Source organism: Paraburkholderia sp. EG304, from assembly GCF_046543485.1.
In the GTDB taxonomy this organism is placed as follows: domain Bacteria; phylum Pseudomonadota; class Gammaproteobacteria; order Burkholderiales; family Burkholderiaceae; genus Paraburkholderia; species Paraburkholderia youngii.
Genome location: NZ_JBKGUA010000020.1, coordinates 66959 through 82044 on the forward strand (window position 1 = coordinate 66959; position 15086 = coordinate 82044).

Below are 15086 nucleotides of genomic sequence, written 5' to 3' on the forward strand. Positions count from 1 at the left end.
TATGCGGTTTGCAAGCATGCAAGGCCACTCGCGCGCGCCGCCGCGGCCGCCATTTTGTCCGCGCCGGGCCTGAATATTTGGCAAATGTTTGATTTACATCCTGGTCGAGTGCATCTTTTCCGGCAATCATCTAAGCTTCATTGGTATAAAAGATCAATAAACCCTGCCGCGGCTAGCAATGTGGCAGACGCTTTTTTGACGCGGAGCCGATATGTACAAACGCATCCTTGTAGCGGTCGACGGCAGCAATACCTCGCGCCGTGCGTTCGAAGCGGCGCTCGAACTCGCCAAATCCAATGGCGCTGTGCTGCGGCCGTTTTATGTCGTCGAAAACACGCCGATGTACTTCGAGGCGCCCGGCTACGACCCGTCGATCCTGCGCAACCGCCTGATCGAGGAAGGCCAGGAGCTGCGCGCCGAGTTTTCGAAAGTGATGGCCGAGCAAGGTGTGAAGGGCGACCCGGGAGTTTCCGAGGCTTCGTCGCTCGGCGATGTCGCCGAGATCGTGCTGCATGCCGCCGCCGAATTCAACGCCGACCTGCTCGTGATGGGCACGCACGGGCGGCGTGGCTTCCAGCGGCTGATTCTCGGCAGCGTCGCCGAACGGTGCGTGCGCCAGGCCACGTTGCCGGTTCTGCTGGTGCCGTCCGCCGCGGGCGCCGACAAGCAACCCGTCTGACACGGTCATCACGCGCAAGACGGTGAGCCATGACGTCGACATAAGCCGCGGCGGCTCACCTTTCCACCTTCGTCGAGGCACCACCGCCGCTCGGAAAGCGAAGCAGCGAACGCGTCACTTTGCCGCCTGTTGAGGGTCATAACGGGTGGGACAATTTCACCACTACCAATTTCAATCGCGCGCAGAACATGCTGAATCCCACCGCTGTGCCCCGTTCCTCGACCCGCTCCGCCGGCTCTGCCGCGAGCGGCAGCCGCGAGTCCATGGCGGGACGCGCCACCGCACGCACCGCCGCGCGCTGCTCCAGTTGTTCGATGCGTCAGATCTGCATGCCGCAGGGGCTGTCGGCGGAGGAACTGCCGAAGCTCGAAACGCTGATCTGTTCGGCGCGCTCGGTGCCGCGCGGCGAAGCGCTGTATCGCAGCGGCGACCGCTTCGACAGCATCTACGCGCTGCGTTCCGGCTCGATGAAGACCGTGATGGTCCACCGCGACGGCCGCGAGCAGGTCACCGGCCTGCGTCTTGCAGGCGAGCCGCTCGGGCTGGACGGCATCAGCGCGGACATCCATGCGTGCAGCGCCGTCGCGCTGGAAGACAGCACGGTGTGCATCGTCCCATACAGTGCGCTGAAGCAGCTATGCCGCGAAATCGGTTCGATCCAGGAGCGCATGCACAAGCTGCTGGGTGCGCAGATCGTCAGCGAGGCCGCACAGATGATGGTGCTCGGCTCGCTGTCCGCCGACGAACGCGTCGCCGCCTTCCTGCTGGACGTGTCGCAGCGCAATGCGCAGCGCGGCTACTCGTGGTCGGAATTCAACCTGCGCATGACACGCGAAGACATGGGCAGCTACCTCGGCATGACGCTCGAAACGGTCAGCCGCACCCTGTCAAGATTTCAAAAGCGTGGCCTGATCGACACGCGGGGCAAGCATATTCACATCGTCGATCTGGAAGGCTTGCGGCAGGTCTGAGCGGTTGGCCCGGGCTGAACGGTCGCGCGGTTCGTCTTGGCACGCCGTCTGCAAGGGGGTAAAGTTTTCAGACCGCCCCCACGGCGACCGTGTTGCATGGAGACCCGGCCCCAATGAATCGCGACCCTGCCCCGCATCATCTGCTCGTGCAGCGCCTGCACGACGCGCGTCAAGTAACCGATGACCTGTTTGCAATCGTCAAACCCGACTACCTCTATGAACGGCCGATCCGCGAGCGTCATCGCGTGGTGTTCTATATCGGCCATCTCGAAGCGTTCGATCGCAATCTGTTCGACCAGCGTCTGTTCGATCTGCCGGCTTTCGCACCGGAACTCGACCAGCTGTTCGCGTTCGGCATCGATCCGGTAGACGGCGGCTTTCCCACCGATCAGCCCAGCGATTGGCCGTCGCTCGACGCCGTGCGCGAGTATGCGACGCGCGCGCGCCGGCAGATCGACGCCGCGCTCGCCGAACTCGGCAACCCGGCGCACGACGAAGCGGCGGTGCAGTTGCTGAACGTCGCGATCGAGCATCGCTTGATGCACGCGGAAACGCTCGCGTACATGCTCCATCAGTTGCCGCTCGCGCAGAAAAACACCGCGTTGCGCGAGCCGGTCGTGACATGCACGGAGCAGCGCGACGCGTTGTCGTCGATGGTCCGCGTGCCCGCCGGCACGACCGTGCTCGGCATGCCGCGCGAGGCCGGCCGTTTCGGCTGGGACAATGAATTCGGCGAAATGGGCGTGGAGGTGCCCGCGTTCGAGATCGATCGATACATGGTCACGAACGGTGCGTTCCTCGAGTTCCTCCAAGACGGCGGATATAGCGAGCCGAAGTGGTGGTCGCCGAAAGACTGGGCGTGGAAGGAAGCGGAGTGCATCGAGCATCCGGCCGGCTGGTCGCAACGCACATTGGAAAACGGCCGCACCGCATGGACGCTGCGCACGATGTTCGACGACGTGCCGTTGCCGCTCGACTGGCCCGTCTACGTGAGCCACGCCGAAGCGAGCGCCTACGCGCGCTGGGCCGGCAAAGCCCTGCCGACGGAGGCGCAATGGCAACGCGCGGCGCACGGCGCGCCGCACGCGGCATCGGGGAACTTCGATTTCCGCAGCTGGGACCCGCGACCCGTCGATGCGCATCCGGACAACGTCAGCGCGTTCGGTGCGGAAGGGCAGTTCGGCAACGGTTGGGAATGGACCTCGACGCTATTCGAAGCGCTGCCGGGGTTCGAAGCGTTTCCGTTCTATCCCGGCTATTCGGCCAACTTCTTCGATGGACAGCATTACGTGCTGAAGGGCGGTTCGGCGCGTACCGCGCTGTGCATGCTGCGGCCGGAATTTCGCAACTGGTTTCAGCCGCACTATCAGTATGTGTATGCGGGGTTTCGGTGTGTGCGGGGTTGATCAATAAAGCGTTAGCTGACCTGCGACACTCCGTGCTTGCGAAGCCGCATCGATCATCGAAGCCGCATGAGATGCGCACTCCGAACGCGCGAAAACTTTATCGGAAGACGCTCACCGCCTCCGCAAGTCTCGTCGCCTGCTGCTTGAGGCTATCCGAAGCGGCACTGCTTTTCTCGACCAGCGTTGCGTTCCGCTGCGTGATGTTGTCGAGATCGCTCACGGCCTGATCGATCTGGGAGACGCCGCTGCTTTGTTCTTCCGTTGCAGCTCTGACCTCCGCGATCAGATCCGACACTCTCTTCACTTGCGTCACGATCTCGTCCATTGTCTTACCGGCGTCGTCGACCAGGCTGGACCCCGTCTCGACTTTCTCAACGCTGGTCGAGATGAGGTTCGTGATCTCTTTCGCCGCATTCGCGCTACATTGTGCAAGCGCACGGACTTCCCGGCAACGACCGCGAATCCCCGCCCCTGATCGCCCGCACGAGCAGCTTCAACGGCTGGATTCAAGGCCAGGATATTAGTCTGGAACGCTATGCCGTCGATGACGCCAATGATGTCCGCAATCCTTCGCGAACTAGCGGTGATTTCATTCATGGTGCTGATGACTTCCGCTACCGCTTTCCCGCCCTTTGCGGCTGCATCGCTAGCGGAACCCGAAAGCATGTTCGCCTGCATCGCGATTTCGGCGTTGCTCTTCACCGTCGCTGTCATCTGCGCCATCGAAGCCGCCGTCTGCTGCACATTCGACGCCGCCTGCTCCATGCGCCCGCTGAGATCGTTGTTGCCTTGTGCGATCTCGTTGATCGCGCTCTGGACTGTTATGACCTGTTCGCTTACGTCGTCGATGAGCCACCGGAACATGAGGCCGAGTTAGCATAGCAGGCATCCAAGGGCAAACGCAGAGAACCCCGCCACCAGCGAAATCTCCCTGACGCCGCAGAGCCAGGCCGCGCACAGAAGGAACGGCGCAGCCGCAAGCAACGCAGACCGGATGCGCCGGCGCACCGGCATGGTCTTGAGGATAGAGGTCCATCCCATCAGGCCCGTGCGAACAATCAGGCCCTTGTGAAAGCGCCGCTTGCTCGCCTTGTGCTCGCGAAGCGCACGGTAAAGGGACTCGGCGGTCTTGGTTGCCTCTCGCGAGGGTTTGGTCCGCACTGACCTGTAGCCCGACGTTTGGCCGTTGCGCACGACCGGAATGGCATTCGCGCGTACCCAGTAGTGGTCGCCATCCTTGCGCCGGTTCTTGATCAGCGCGCTCCACGGCTCTCCTCCTTTGAGCGTCGCCCACATGTCGGCAAACGCCTGCTGCGGCATGTCGGGATGACGGACAAGGTCACGAGGTTGACCTTGAATTTCATCGCGTGAAAAACCGCTAGCCTCAATGAACGCAGCGTTCACATAGCTAATGTAGCTTTGCGCATCGGTTGTCGACATCAACGACGTCGCATTGTCCGGGATTTCGAACTCGCGCTGCGTGATTGGATGGTTGTTGCGCATACCCTTTTTCCCCGAAAAGAACGATCCGGACTACTCTGGTGTGGATGTGTCGCGAAAGTAGCGTCAGGACGAGTAAGCCCTCGTTGCAATGAGGATGACTTTCCTCACCAGTGAGTCGGGCTTTGCGGATCACTTGGACCATCCACGCTGTACCAACGTCAGCAGCAGGTTATTCGTTCCGTGCGCGGAATGCCTTTGTCAGTACTCGGCCTGTCTATCTCAGCCGGATTAAAGCTGCTGGCACTCTGTTTTGAACCAGGAGTCGACCAGGCTTTGTGCCGCTTGCAGATCGTCCGGGTAGTATGGATCGTCATACCACGCTGACGCAGCGTAGCCCGCTTTCCTGAGGGCAGTGAGTTCGCTATGGCGTTGCTCTATGGTAGGGTGCGCGTTTTCTCTGAGCGCCACCAGGTCGCGGCACTCCGTCGAGGCGAGGCGTGGCCCGGCATACGGCATGCCACAAGCAGCACAGCCTGCGAGAAGAATCACCAGACCTGGAAGTATTGACCGTCTTCCAGTAGCCATTCTCATCGTGCATCTCCTTTCCTGCGTCGCGCCAATAGAAAGCCCATCAATTCAGTGCTTCCTTGAAATAGCGGCGGTGCGGAGGGCCGTAAGTTTTCGGTTCCCGGCGACATCGGCATGAATGCCGTGGTGCGATGCCACCGATATTGTTTTCGATTCCAACTTCCACTCACACTGGATCGTTGTTCGGGTTTGCGCGACGTCAGGCGCCAGCGAGTTGTGCGGCAGCTGCTCAGTCCTCGATGCGCAGGCCGACCTTCAGCGTCACCTGCCAGTACGCGACCTTGCCGTTCTCGATCTGGCCACGTGTTTCCGTGACCTCGAACCAGTGCAGATTGCGCAGCGTTTCCGATGCTTTGGCGATCGCTGTGGTGATCGCGTCGTCGATCGATTTCTTCGACGAACCGGTCAGTTCCACCTTCTTGTAAACGTGTTCTGACATAAATGTCCTCATTGGTGTGCGCCGGCGAGCGGCAAAAAGCTGCTCCGATACGCAGATGGAAAATAAATACGCGACGGTTCGGTTGAACCTCGTACTTGAGACGGCCTGTTTCAATTCACCGCGAGAACTTTGGATCGCATAACGCGTTTGCCATTCGCTGCAATGATTGCACCGAGCGCTGGCAGTTGCTGTTTCAAGACGTCACGCTTCAGCACCGCAAGACGAATGTTAGGGGGATGTCCCCACGAGAAGAAGGTGGAAAGAGGGCAACACGGCGTTGCATCGAAGAACATCAATCGACGTTGCCCCGGTGGGCTCTTGCCGAAGATGAGCGTCCAACCGGCAAAATGAATCGAAGTCGCGTGTGCCAGACCATGGGTGCGGCCTGGTGGAGTACACACACGATGGCGTGAGAGATTCCGCTCTCAGACAGTCGGATCAAGAATCTGGGCCGCCTTTGATCCGCAACTCCTCGGGAGAATTCGTAACGACTTCACCGCCTGGACCCTAACCGTCAATACCGTCCGCGTTCCGCCGATCTGACGATCTCCATCTTTCTCACCAGATCGGCAAGCGATAGCGCTTCAAGCTTCTTCATCGCAGCGCCACGGTACATCTTGATGGTGATTTCGCTCAGGTTCATTTCAGCAGCGATCTGCTTGTTCAAAAATCCCTTCACGACGAACCAGATCACTTCACGCTCCCGCGCGGTCAGCGTGTTATAACGCGCCAGAAGCGCAACCCTTGTGAGAGATTTTTCCAATTGCTCAGCATGGCGGCCGATCGCCGACGAAACAGCGTCGATAACACGTTGCTCTCGAACAGGTTTGGTCAGGAAATCAACGGCGCCGGCTTTCATGGCCTCCACTGACATTTCAATATCGCCATGGGCAGTCATGACGATAATTGGCATGTCGACCTGATGGTTTCGCGCACTCAACTGGAACGTCAAACCACTCTCACCCTGCAGGCGGACGTCCAGTAGCAGGCAGCTTGGAACCCCTGGTTTTTCGGCCGAAATGAAATCCCGGATCCGCTCAAAGGTTCGCACCGAATATCCGCACGAACGCAACAAGCTGGATAGTGCCGAGAGCATTGACGCATCGTCGTCGATTACATAGACGATTGCACCGTCTGTGCTAGCCACGGCCGGAAAAACGTTTTTCTCCATTCGCGTTCCTTTCCCCGTACTGGTGTACACAATGCATAGGTCCGTCAGTGGGAATAGTCGCTCTTTCGGAATGAGATGTAATTGTAAGCTAATGGTGCGGTCGGAGCGGGTATCACAAGCAGCGCCGGCAGTAGCTCACGACTTACTGGCTACTAACATTCTACCGACAAACAGTACTGCCCCTATATATACCTGCGTATGATTTTAAGCGGCCCACCCGTCGGGTATGATCGCATTCATCCGCTGGACGCGATGGCCACTCCGCGCAATCGGCGCGGACAGGGAGAAAGATAATTGCGCGCGTCACAGGTAATTTGGGTCGTTGACGACGATCCCTCGGTTCGATCGGGTCTATCAACCTTGCTCAGATCGTTTGACTACGATGTCGTGACCTTCGAATCGGCCGCCGAGGTGTTGGCACATACCGGCGATACTCAGCCCGACTGCATCGTTTCAGATGTTCAAATGCCGGGATTGTCGGGCATTGAATTGTCTGTGCGCCTGATTGAAAACGGGTGGCGCATACCAACGATATTTATCACCGCATATCCGACGCCCGAACTGCATCGTCAAGCTTTCGCGACCGGAGCCTGTGCCCTTCTGATCAAGCCTTTGGGTGCCAACGACCTGGCAGCTGCCATCGAGACTGCGACGAGCAAGCGATCCGGTTAGCGTTGTGAATCAGATACTTCTATCGGAAACCTCGAGAAGCGCTACTTCCGTCGGCGCAATATCGACACCCTGCCTTCGGTAACTGCATTCGGCCGCGCCAGATCGGGGTGGCCCCTCATTCAAGAGCCGATTAGCGTCGCGTCCTTTGATGTTTCCGGATGCAACACGACGTTGCCTTCTTTCAGCCTTTTTTTCGTCGGGATGCCCCCCTAACATTCCTCTCGCGCTGCTGAAGCATGACTTCGTGCGATCGCCATGGTCAACGAAACCAGACCCGCTCAGAGCAGACGCTCAACAACGAGGATGAATATGAAAAGCAGTAAGGTGAATGAACAACCCACACGTCGAAAATTGTTGATCGGCGGTGCCGCGGCCGCCATGCTCCCGGGTACGGTTCAGGCAAGCCCAGCCGTCGCTTCACCGCAGGCATCGAAAGCGAACCACCGACACTTCTCGAGTTCCATATCGTCGAAAGATGGCACTCAGTTGTACTACAAGGATTGGGGTGCAGGCCGCCCCGTGGTGTTCTGTCACGGCTGGCCGCTTAGCTCCGATAGTTGGGAATCGCAGATGATGCTAGTGGCGTCGCACGGCTTTCGCGCCGTGGGGCACGACCGCAGAGGCCACGGACGTTCGAGCCAACCGTGGAACGGCAATGAAATGGATACCTATGCCGACGACCTGGCGACGGTGTTCGAAACGCTCGGCCTCAAGGATGCCGTACTTGTTGGCTTTTCCACCGGCGGCGGCGAGGTTGCACGCTATCTGGGCCGTCACGGTACTCGACGCGTGTCAAAAGTCGTGCTCGTGTCGGCTGTTCCGCCGTTGATGCTGAAAACTCCCACAAACGTGGGGGGATTGCCGATCGAGGTATTTGACGGCCTGCGTGCTGCTCAATTGGCGAACCGCTCGCAGTTCTACAAAGACGTGCCATCCGGACCGTTCTATGGCTTCAACCGCCCCGGCGCCAAGCCGTCGCAGGGCTTGATCGATTCGTGGTGGGCGCAGGGCATGCAGGGCGGCCACAAAAACACGTACGATTCGATCAAGGCATTCTCCGAAACCGACTTTACCGAAGATCTGAAAAAGATCGACGTCCCGACGCTGATCATTCATGGAGAAGACGATCAGATCGTGCCTATCGACGCAGCCGGCCGCGCATCGGCAAAGCTGATAAGAAACTCGAAGTTAATTGTCTACCCTGGCGCGCCGCATGGCTTGACTGACACGCACAAAGAGAAATTCAACGCGGATCTGCTCGCATTCATCCAAAGCTAAGCGCGGCTAGAACTTCACTGATCACAAGGGCAAGGACTCTCGTCCTTGCCCTCTTTTGCATGCGGGTCGCCCACTCGCGTGCGTCTAATAACTCGTCCTGCAAGGACATGCGACGCTCCCCGTACAACGCGCGCCTACGCTTCAAATGTCGCGCGAAATGTCTCCATCAGTTGAAATCCGCAGCAACCGCCTGAAACAGAACATTAATTCTCAATAGCCGCGCTATTTTATGAATATACGGAACAAATATTTGGACGAAGCTTCATAAATAATAGGAAAACACATCACTTAGAATTCCTCGGGCGAAACCGCCTGCCTCCGGCGGAATTACATCACCACACACTCTGATGTTCGACCAAGGAAGACCATATGAGTTACCAGACGGGGCTAAGCGGCTTGCATGCCGCCTCAAACGATCTTGATGTCATCGGCAACAATATTGCAAATGCCCACACGGTGGGATTCAAACAAGGCACGGCGGTTTTTTCCGACATGTACGCTAACGCGATGCTCGGCGCGACGAATAATCAGATCGGCATCGGTGTTGCAACGTCGACGATCGTCCGGGACTTCTCGGAAGGAACACCTACCCAAACAGGTAATCCGCTCGATCTCGACATTAGAGGAAATGGTTTCTTTCTGCTTTCTCAGAACGGTACTCTGGTCTACTCGAGAAACGGTCAATTTCAGCAAGACAGTGACGGAAATATTATTAACAGCAGCAATGGCCTTCCGTTAATGGGATACGCAGTTGGTCCGAATAGTGTCGTCGACACTTCACGACTGATTCAATTAACGACTGCGACCGTGGCAAATCTGCCCCCGAAGCCGACCAGCGCGATCGCGTGGTCTTTCAATCTCAACGCGGGAGATGAAACCCCGAAAGTCACGCCGTTCGACCCTACCAACAACCAGAGCTACAACTTCGCAACGACGGCTACTACGTACGATTCAGAAGGTAACGAGCATCAGATCAGCATTTATCTTGTGAAAGATCCGGCCACCCCCAATCAATGGAGTGCCTATATAGCGCCCCAAGGTTCGGATGTCACCGTTGACAATGGAACCGGGACGCCTTCCCCGTACACGCAAATCGGAACACTGACTTTCGATTCATCAGGGAGACTCACCAGTTCGAGTTCGCTTTCGTTCGAGATGAACACGACCAACGGCAGCGCCAGCCCGCAAACGATTGCCATCGATCTCGGCAACACCACGCAGTACGCCGCGACGACAGACAGCGTGACCCGGTATCACCCCGACGGATACGCCGCGGCCGCTTACAACGGCACACTTTCCGTCGCTGACGACGGCACCATCACTGCCGGTTACACGAACGGGGAGACACTCGTCATTGGGCAAGTGGCGACGGCGACTTTCGCCAATCCGAATGGGCTTCAAAGTCAAAGCGGCAACCTGTTTTACGCAACTCTGGCGTCAGGGGCTGCGCAAATCGGCACGCCGGGCACTTTCAACCACGGTGTGCTACAAGGATTTATGCAGGAAAGTTCGAACGTTGATCTGACTGACCAGCTCGTAGCGCTTATTACGGCGCAACGGAACTATCAGGCCAACGCTCAAACGATAAAGACCCAGCAAACCGTCGACCAATCGCTCATCAATTTGTAGCCAGGACAGGACCCAGGCAGGCGGCGTCCTGCCTTTGCGCTCACCTGAACCCTCCAGTACTTCGTGTGGCGCTAGCTGCGCTGCTAGCTCTCACCACAGTCCCCAAACCGATATGGACAGCACCTCGGTTGTATCAGCTCCCTCCGTCTTCAGGCCGTTTTGTGTGACGGGGGAAGCTGGAAATTCGCTGACGGAGATTCCGATTGTCAAAGCCACCCGACTCAAGCCCTCCACGCTGGCCGCTACGCCAGCGGGATGGTCCGGCTTCCAGGAGTGTTGCGTCTGTCCTGACGACTGGAACGTTGACTTTGTAGCCGCTTATTTTTCCCAATTTCAAATTGAAAATGAGCAGATCATCTCAACGGTGACTTTTAACGTCACGATGCAAAGTGACGCTGCATACCCGGTACGGGCAACTGGGTATGTCTTTGATGAACTGGACCATCCCGTGGGCAGCCTGGACCTGAGACATTTCGGGCAACGAATGCCCCGTGCGCTGCAATTCGACGTTTCTGCATACCAGTTACCGATGTCGAGTCGCTTTCTGATCGCCTTCCAGATTGGTGGAGGGGGAAGCACGAAGATCCCGCGCCCCCCGCTCATCACGAGCATCGCAATCGACGTTGTAGCCTGCGTTCTGACGACCGTCGAGAGTTAATGTCCGGACGCTCGCATATCGGGGGCCAGCGGTGAAGAAATAAGGCGATATCGTGCGGCATGCGCCGAACATCATCCAGACACGGCGGTATGGCGTGATGACAGCAAAGCGACGAATAACAGGCCTTTCAGTGCGCATTCGACCAACGACAACCAGAACGCGACACGAAACCCCGCGTACTCGGCGGGCAGCGCCGGCGCGATGGCGATAACGCTCAACACACACAGGAAGGCAAGTGTGCCGCGCGCCGCCGCGCTGCCCCTGAGCACATAAAATGCGAGAAGAAGCCAGATTACGGTGGCAAGCGCAAGCGCGAGCCGCTGCATGTCGTCTGGCGCGACCCAGAATTCCATGGGAAATTCGACGAGCGCCCACAATGCAGTGATTTTGACGAGGCGTCTCGTCCATGAGGTGCGCCGCGGGACGGCGAAGCCATCGACGTCTGTGTCATCGCCCAGCACCGGCGCATCTGGGGCTACCGAAACGCCGGCCTCTTCTTGTCCCATGGTCATGTTCCTGTAGTGTTGCCTGCACGCGACCCGAAGACGGTCAGCCCGATTCCCGGCAGCGCTTGCCGCATTCGCTTACAAGCGCTTCTCCAATTCGTCTTTAAGGATCATCGCGTCTGCGTTCACGGCCTGAGGGCGCCTACGTTGGGGCCGGTAAATGTACTCGTCCAGCTGGATCTGGCGACCGCTGACTGCACATACTCCTGAGCGACGAGCACGAATCAGGTGCCATTCCTGGTTTCCGTAGACACATCGCAACGGGTCCAGCCACGCGAGCGTGACGCTCGTTGTCGTGGCACGCTCCAAAAAGCGGATTGTGAGTCCGTCTGCCCGCTTTCCTGCCGAACGTTCCGACCATCGTGTCCACTCCGATGCAACGTTGCTTCCCGAGCTCTTCTCACCCGACAGTTGCCCAAGGATGCCAATAGTCATCAGCCACGGATCGAGAATATTCGACTGCGCCTCCATATTCGGGCTCCTCTTACATCGTTGCGTGTTCTTCAAGCTAAGTCGGATTCGCATGCCAATGTGAGCGTCCGGAACAGCGCTCCACGTCAGGTGAAATCCTAGGCGCCATGTGCGAGCGGCAGTAGCCCCGAGCACGGGCTCGCCGTGTTGTCATCGCATCAACAATCAAGGACAACAGGCTGGACGAACGACTTCAGTTGGACATTGCAGATCGAGCGCGCGGATCTGCTCGGTCATGTAATCGATAAATACCCGAATGCGCGACGGCAAATGCTTGCGGCTCAGATAGCACGCATAATGACCGCGGTCGTCGGGCGCATACTGCGCAAGGCACGCGTACAGACGCTTCGCGCGCAGCAGTTCGCTCACCTGGTAGGCTGCGAGCTGGGCAACGCCGTGGCCCGCAAGCACTGCCTGCAGCATCAGATCCGCATCGTTGAGAACGTGCACGGCCTTAGGGACCACTTTACGGCTCACGCCGCCGACCTTGAATTCCCATCCGGCGATACGGCCCGAAGCAAGACGGAGATTGATGCAGCGATGCATCTCGAGGTCTTCGACGGAGCGCGGCAAACCGTGAGCGCGCGCGTATTCCGGCGACGCACACACGATCATCTGCATCGGGATCAGCTGTTTGGCGACGACCTGGCTGTCGTCCAGCTTGCCGTCACGAAACGCGACGTCGATACGCTCCGTTGTGAATTCGACGGGGCCGTCCTTGAGCATGAAGTCGAGCGCAATATCGGGGTACGCCGTACAGAAGCCGCTGAGCAGCGGCGCGACGATCGTGCGGCCGAAGCCCGTCGTCGAGCAGACGCGCAACTGGCCGCGCGGCGGACCCTGGCGAAGTTCGCGCATATCCGCGAGAGCCTGGACGATGCGCTCGACAGCGGGGTTGCAGTTCTGATAGAAAAGTTCGCCTTCGCGTGTCAATGCCGTGCTGCGCGTGGTCCTCAGCAGGAGCCGCGCATCGATTTGCGCTTCGAGTTTCTGGACGTTGCGGCTTACAGCCGAGCGGCCGATGCCGAGCCGACTGGCAGCCTTGGCGAAGCTGCCTTCGCTCACTACCGCGAGGAAGGAGATCACGCCCGCATAGCTGGTGGCGAAACTGGATGCGAGCGAGTCGTCGCTCGAAGCCGGGGGAGACCTCGTCAAGCCAGTCGGGACGAGCATGTGCTGTTTGCCGTTCATTTCACGAGCCGTTAATCACTTCGGGTCAACTCATATCAGCGACATACCGCCATCGACGTTCAGATTGATGCCGCTGATGAAACTGCTTTCGTCGCTGACAAGGAAGAGCGCCGCGCGCGCCAATTCTTCGGGACGGCCGAGGCGACCCAGTGGAATGCGGCCTGCAACGGCCGCCTCGAATGCGGGCCGTTCGGCGCTCCCGATGCCGAGTTTCCCGAGAATTGGCGTATCGACCGGTCCCGGACTGATGACATTCACGCGAATGCCACGTGCCTGGAATTCGAGCGCCCAACTCCGCGCAAATGCCTCGATCGCGGCCTTGGTGCCGGCATAGACGGCGTGCCCCTCGAACACCTTCGAACTCGCAATCGAACTGGTCAGCAGAATGGCGCCGTGCTCGCGCATCAACGGTGCGATTTTCTGGACGCCAAAAAAGACGGCTCTGGTGTTAGTCGTGAAGTGAAGGTCGTACGATTCGTGGCTCACATCGCTCGAGGGCGCAATAGTATTGATTCCCGCATTGGCGAAGTAGATATCGAGTCCGCCGAAACGGCGGGAAACCAGCGAGGCCACCTCATCGTGCGTTTGCGGGTTCGCGAGATCGCCCGTCAACCCGATCGCCCTATCTCCAAGTTCGGATACGGCCGCATTGACCGCATCTGCCCGGCGGCCTACCACGATCACATTCGCACCCTCCTCGACCAACAGCCTGGCTGTCGCCAACCCAATTCCGCTATTCGCGCCTGTGACGACAGCGACCTTATTTGCGAGCCGATTCATTTTCTTTCCTCGTCCTATTTCGCCGATCTGGCGTACAGCCGGAATGTAGCAATGGCTGCGAAGGCGCTAAAGTCACACGATGATCATTTCAGTTATTCCGTTCTGTCATCATGTCTGTCGAAAATTTCAATGGTCTTGCCGCATTCGTCCGCGCCGTCGAGACTGGCTCATTCACGAGTGCAGCGCAAACGTTAGGCACCACCCCTTCCGCAGTGTCCAAAAGCATCGCGAGGCTCGAAAAGCGCCTGGGCGTCAGGTTGTTTCAACGGTCGACGCGCGCCTTCCTCCTGAGCGTGGAAGGGCAGGCGTACTACGAGAGAGTCGCTCCGCTCGTGCGCGGCCTGGAGAGTGCAGACGAAGTTCTGCGATCGCCCGCAACTGCCACGGGAAGATTGCGCGTGAGCCTGCCAGGCGAGTTGGGGCGCCTTTTGCTGGACCCGCTCACCCGGCAACTCATGACGAAACATCCGGAACTCGCGCTCGATGTGAGCGTCAGCGATCGCCATGTCGATCTGATCCGCGATGGCTTCGATATCGCGATCAGAGCAGGATGGCTAGGAGATAGCGGTCTGCATGCGCACACCATTGCAGAGTTGCCGCTGGTGCTGGTGGCTGCGCCGGCTTATCTGCGTGAAAACGGAACACCGCGGAGGATCGCGGATCTCATCGCGCATCGACACGTGCGCTATCGCCTCAACGGGCGCGCGTATCCCGTGATCTTCGCAGATGGAACGACTGTCGCTGTCGACGGCGTGTTCGACGCGGACAGCGGCGACGCAATGCGGGTGGCAGCGTTGAATGGACTGGGTATTGCGCAGATCCTGGCGATCGCCGTGCGAGATGACCTCGCTGCCGGACGGTTACGCGCCGTGCTGCAGGACGAGGCGCTGGCGGCCGTGCCCGTGCATGCGCTTCATGCCTTTGGACGGGACATTCCAATGCGCGCAAGGGTATTCATGGATTTCGTCACGGCACAACTGGTTGGATGGAAGGCCACGCCTGCCGCGTCCGTCCGTGTAGCTGCACCACGTTCGCACCCGAAGGTGAGATCGAAAAGGACCTGATCGCGCTGTCACTGCCGTACGTGCGAATGATGCCGGGGAAAGGATTCACGCATGATGCTGCTACTTGCGCCCCCGTTGATAATGATCCGCATTACCAATGACGCCGCCATAAGGAACGTGTATTCTTCCGAAGTGCCTGT

At 58.7% G+C, this 15086-nt stretch carries 15 protein-coding genes and 1 pseudogene; 8 read left to right on the forward strand and 8 right to left on the reverse strand.

The features are described from left to right. The first annotated feature begins 211 nt into the window (after positions 1-211). The 3 genes from ACLFKU_RS23390 (at position 212) to ACLFKU_RS23400 (ending at position 3056) form a co-directional block, all read left to right on the forward strand. Positions 212-679 (forward strand): universal stress protein, encoded by a 468-nt coding sequence (locus ACLFKU_RS23390; protein ID WP_176106710.1) that lies wholly within the window; start codon positions 212-214, stop codon positions 677-679. 314 nt (positions 680-993) lie between these two features. Next, on the forward strand, positions 994-1650 hold the full coding sequence (locus ACLFKU_RS23395; RefSeq protein WP_176369513.1) for a helix-turn-helix domain-containing protein: 657 nt from the start codon (positions 994-996) through the stop codon (positions 1648-1650). A 113-nt stretch (positions 1651-1763) separates the two neighbouring features. Then, on the forward strand, positions 1764-3056 hold the full coding sequence (locus ACLFKU_RS23400; RefSeq protein WP_368585111.1) for an SUMF1/EgtB/PvdO family nonheme iron enzyme: 1293 nt from the start codon (positions 1764-1766) through the stop codon (positions 3054-3056). Positions 3057-3153: 97 nt separating this feature from the next. On the opposite strand, the pseudogene ACLFKU_RS23405 reads toward ACLFKU_RS23400, so the two are convergent. The 4 genes and pseudogenes from ACLFKU_RS23405 to ACLFKU_RS23420 all read right to left on the reverse strand — a co-directional run bounded on the left by ACLFKU_RS23405 (position 3154) and on the right by ACLFKU_RS23420 (position 6697). Beyond that, positions 3154-4559, reverse strand: a pseudogene (locus tag ACLFKU_RS23405) (methyl-accepting chemotaxis protein). A gap of 228 nt (positions 4560-4787) precedes the next feature. After that, on the reverse strand, positions 4788-5090 hold the full coding sequence (locus ACLFKU_RS23410) for a hypothetical protein (protein WP_410850627.1): 303 nt from the start codon (positions 5088-5090) through the stop codon (positions 4788-4790). 226 nt (positions 5091-5316) lie between these two features. Continuing rightward, positions 5317-5526: a dodecin gene (locus ACLFKU_RS23415; RefSeq protein WP_018437078.1), complete on the reverse strand. Its 210-nt coding sequence runs from the start codon at positions 5524-5526 to the stop codon at positions 5317-5319. 514 nt (positions 5527-6040) lie between these two features. Further along, entirely contained in the window at positions 6041-6697 is a 657-nt protein-coding gene (locus ACLFKU_RS23420) for a response regulator transcription factor (RefSeq protein ID WP_410850628.1), read from the reverse strand. A 294-nt stretch (positions 6698-6991) separates the two neighbouring features. Here ACLFKU_RS23420 and ACLFKU_RS23425 point away from each other — a divergent pair, with 294 nt between their 5' ends. The 4 genes from ACLFKU_RS23425 to ACLFKU_RS23440 all read left to right on the forward strand — a co-directional run bounded on the left by ACLFKU_RS23425 (position 6992) and on the right by ACLFKU_RS23440 (position 10934). Then, positions 6992-7369, forward strand: coding sequence for a response regulator transcription factor (locus ACLFKU_RS23425; RefSeq protein ID WP_368585105.1), 378 nt, complete (start codon positions 6992-6994; stop codon positions 7367-7369). 309 nt (positions 7370-7678) lie between these two features. Continuing rightward, positions 7679-8647, forward strand: coding sequence for an alpha/beta fold hydrolase (locus ACLFKU_RS23430; RefSeq protein WP_410850629.1), 969 nt, complete (start codon positions 7679-7681; stop codon positions 8645-8647). Positions 8648-9016: 369 nt separating this feature from the next. After that, complete coding sequence (gene flgE, locus ACLFKU_RS23435) at positions 9017-10276, forward strand: flagellar hook protein FlgE (protein ID WP_410850630.1); 1260 nt, start codon at positions 9017-9019, stop codon at positions 10274-10276. A 112-nt stretch (positions 10277-10388) separates the two neighbouring features. Further along, positions 10389-10934 carry a hypothetical protein gene (locus tag ACLFKU_RS23440; RefSeq protein ID WP_410850631.1) on the forward strand — a complete coding sequence of 182 codons (546 nt, stop codon included), beginning with the start codon at positions 10389-10391 and terminating at the stop codon, positions 10932-10934. Between the two features lie 71 nt (positions 10935-11005). Here ACLFKU_RS23440 and ACLFKU_RS23445 read toward each other — a convergent pair whose 3' ends face one another. From ACLFKU_RS23445 to ACLFKU_RS23460, 4 genes are all read right to left on the reverse strand, one after another. Beyond that, complete coding sequence (locus ACLFKU_RS23445) at positions 11006-11440, reverse strand: hypothetical protein (protein WP_368585101.1); 435 nt, start codon at positions 11438-11440, stop codon at positions 11006-11008. 78 nt (positions 11441-11518) lie between these two features. Beyond that, positions 11519-11911: a DUF3331 domain-containing protein gene (locus tag ACLFKU_RS23450; RefSeq protein WP_410850632.1), complete on the reverse strand. Its 393-nt coding sequence runs from the start codon at positions 11909-11911 to the stop codon at positions 11519-11521. A gap of 165 nt (positions 11912-12076) precedes the next feature. Further along, positions 12077-13102: a LysR family transcriptional regulator gene (locus ACLFKU_RS23455; RefSeq protein ID WP_410850633.1), complete on the reverse strand. Its 1026-nt coding sequence runs from the start codon at positions 13100-13102 to the stop codon at positions 12077-12079. Positions 13103-13132: 30 nt separating this feature from the next. Continuing rightward, the gene (locus ACLFKU_RS23460) at positions 13133-13882 is read right to left on the reverse strand and encodes an SDR family NAD(P)-dependent oxidoreductase (protein WP_410850634.1); all 750 of its coding nucleotides are present in this window, start codon (positions 13880-13882) and stop codon (positions 13133-13135) included. Positions 13883-13992: 110 nt separating this feature from the next. On the opposite strand from ACLFKU_RS23460, the gene ACLFKU_RS23465 reads away from it, so the two are divergent. Then, entirely contained in the window at positions 13993-14946 is a 954-nt protein-coding gene (locus ACLFKU_RS23465; RefSeq protein ID WP_410850635.1) for a LysR family transcriptional regulator, read from the forward strand. Positions 14947-15086: the final 140 nt, after the last annotated feature.

Excerpts from the sequence above, each read along its gene's own strand:
- ACLFKU_RS23465 (WP_410850635.1), top strand. The coding sequence starts at position 13,993 with ATGTCTGTCGAAAATTTCAATGGTCTTGCCGCATTCGTCCGCGCCGTC.
- ACLFKU_RS23415 (WP_018437078.1), bottom strand. The coding sequence starts at position 5,526 with ATGTCAGAACACGTTTACAAGAAGGTGGAACTGACCGGTTCGTCGAAG.
- ACLFKU_RS23460 (WP_410850634.1), bottom strand. The coding sequence starts at position 13,882 with ATGAATCGGCTCGCAAATAAGGTCGCTGTCGTCACAGGCGCGAATAGC.
- ACLFKU_RS23410 (WP_410850627.1), bottom strand. The coding sequence starts at position 5,090 with ATGAGAATGGCTACTGGAAGACGGTCAATACTTCCAGGTCTGGTGATT.
- ACLFKU_RS23420 (WP_410850628.1), bottom strand. The coding sequence starts at position 6,697 with ATGGAGAAAAACGTTTTTCCGGCCGTGGCTAGCACAGACGGTGCAATC.
- ACLFKU_RS23440 (WP_410850631.1), top strand. The coding sequence starts at position 10,389 with ATGGACAGCACCTCGGTTGTATCAGCTCCCTCCGTCTTCAGGCCGTTT.
- ACLFKU_RS23455 (WP_410850633.1), bottom strand. The coding sequence starts at position 13,102 with ATGAACGGCAAACAGCACATGCTCGTCCCGACTGGCTTGACGAGGTCT.
- flgE (WP_410850630.1), top strand. The coding sequence starts at position 9,017 with ATGAGTTACCAGACGGGGCTAAGCGGCTTGCATGCCGCCTCAAACGAT.
- ACLFKU_RS23400 (WP_368585111.1), top strand. The coding sequence starts at position 1,764 with ATGAATCGCGACCCTGCCCCGCATCATCTGCTCGTGCAGCGCCTGCAC.
- ACLFKU_RS23390 (WP_176106710.1), top strand. The coding sequence starts at position 212 with ATGTACAAACGCATCCTTGTAGCGGTCGACGGCAGCAATACCTCGCGC.
- ACLFKU_RS23395 (WP_176369513.1), top strand. The coding sequence starts at position 994 with ATGCGTCAGATCTGCATGCCGCAGGGGCTGTCGGCGGAGGAACTGCCG.
- ACLFKU_RS23430 (WP_410850629.1), top strand. The coding sequence starts at position 7,679 with ATGAAAAGCAGTAAGGTGAATGAACAACCCACACGTCGAAAATTGTTG.
- ACLFKU_RS23445 (WP_368585101.1), bottom strand. The coding sequence starts at position 11,440 with ATGGGACAAGAAGAGGCCGGCGTTTCGGTAGCCCCAGATGCGCCGGTG.
- ACLFKU_RS23450 (WP_410850632.1), bottom strand. The coding sequence starts at position 11,911 with ATGGAGGCGCAGTCGAATATTCTCGATCCGTGGCTGATGACTATTGGC.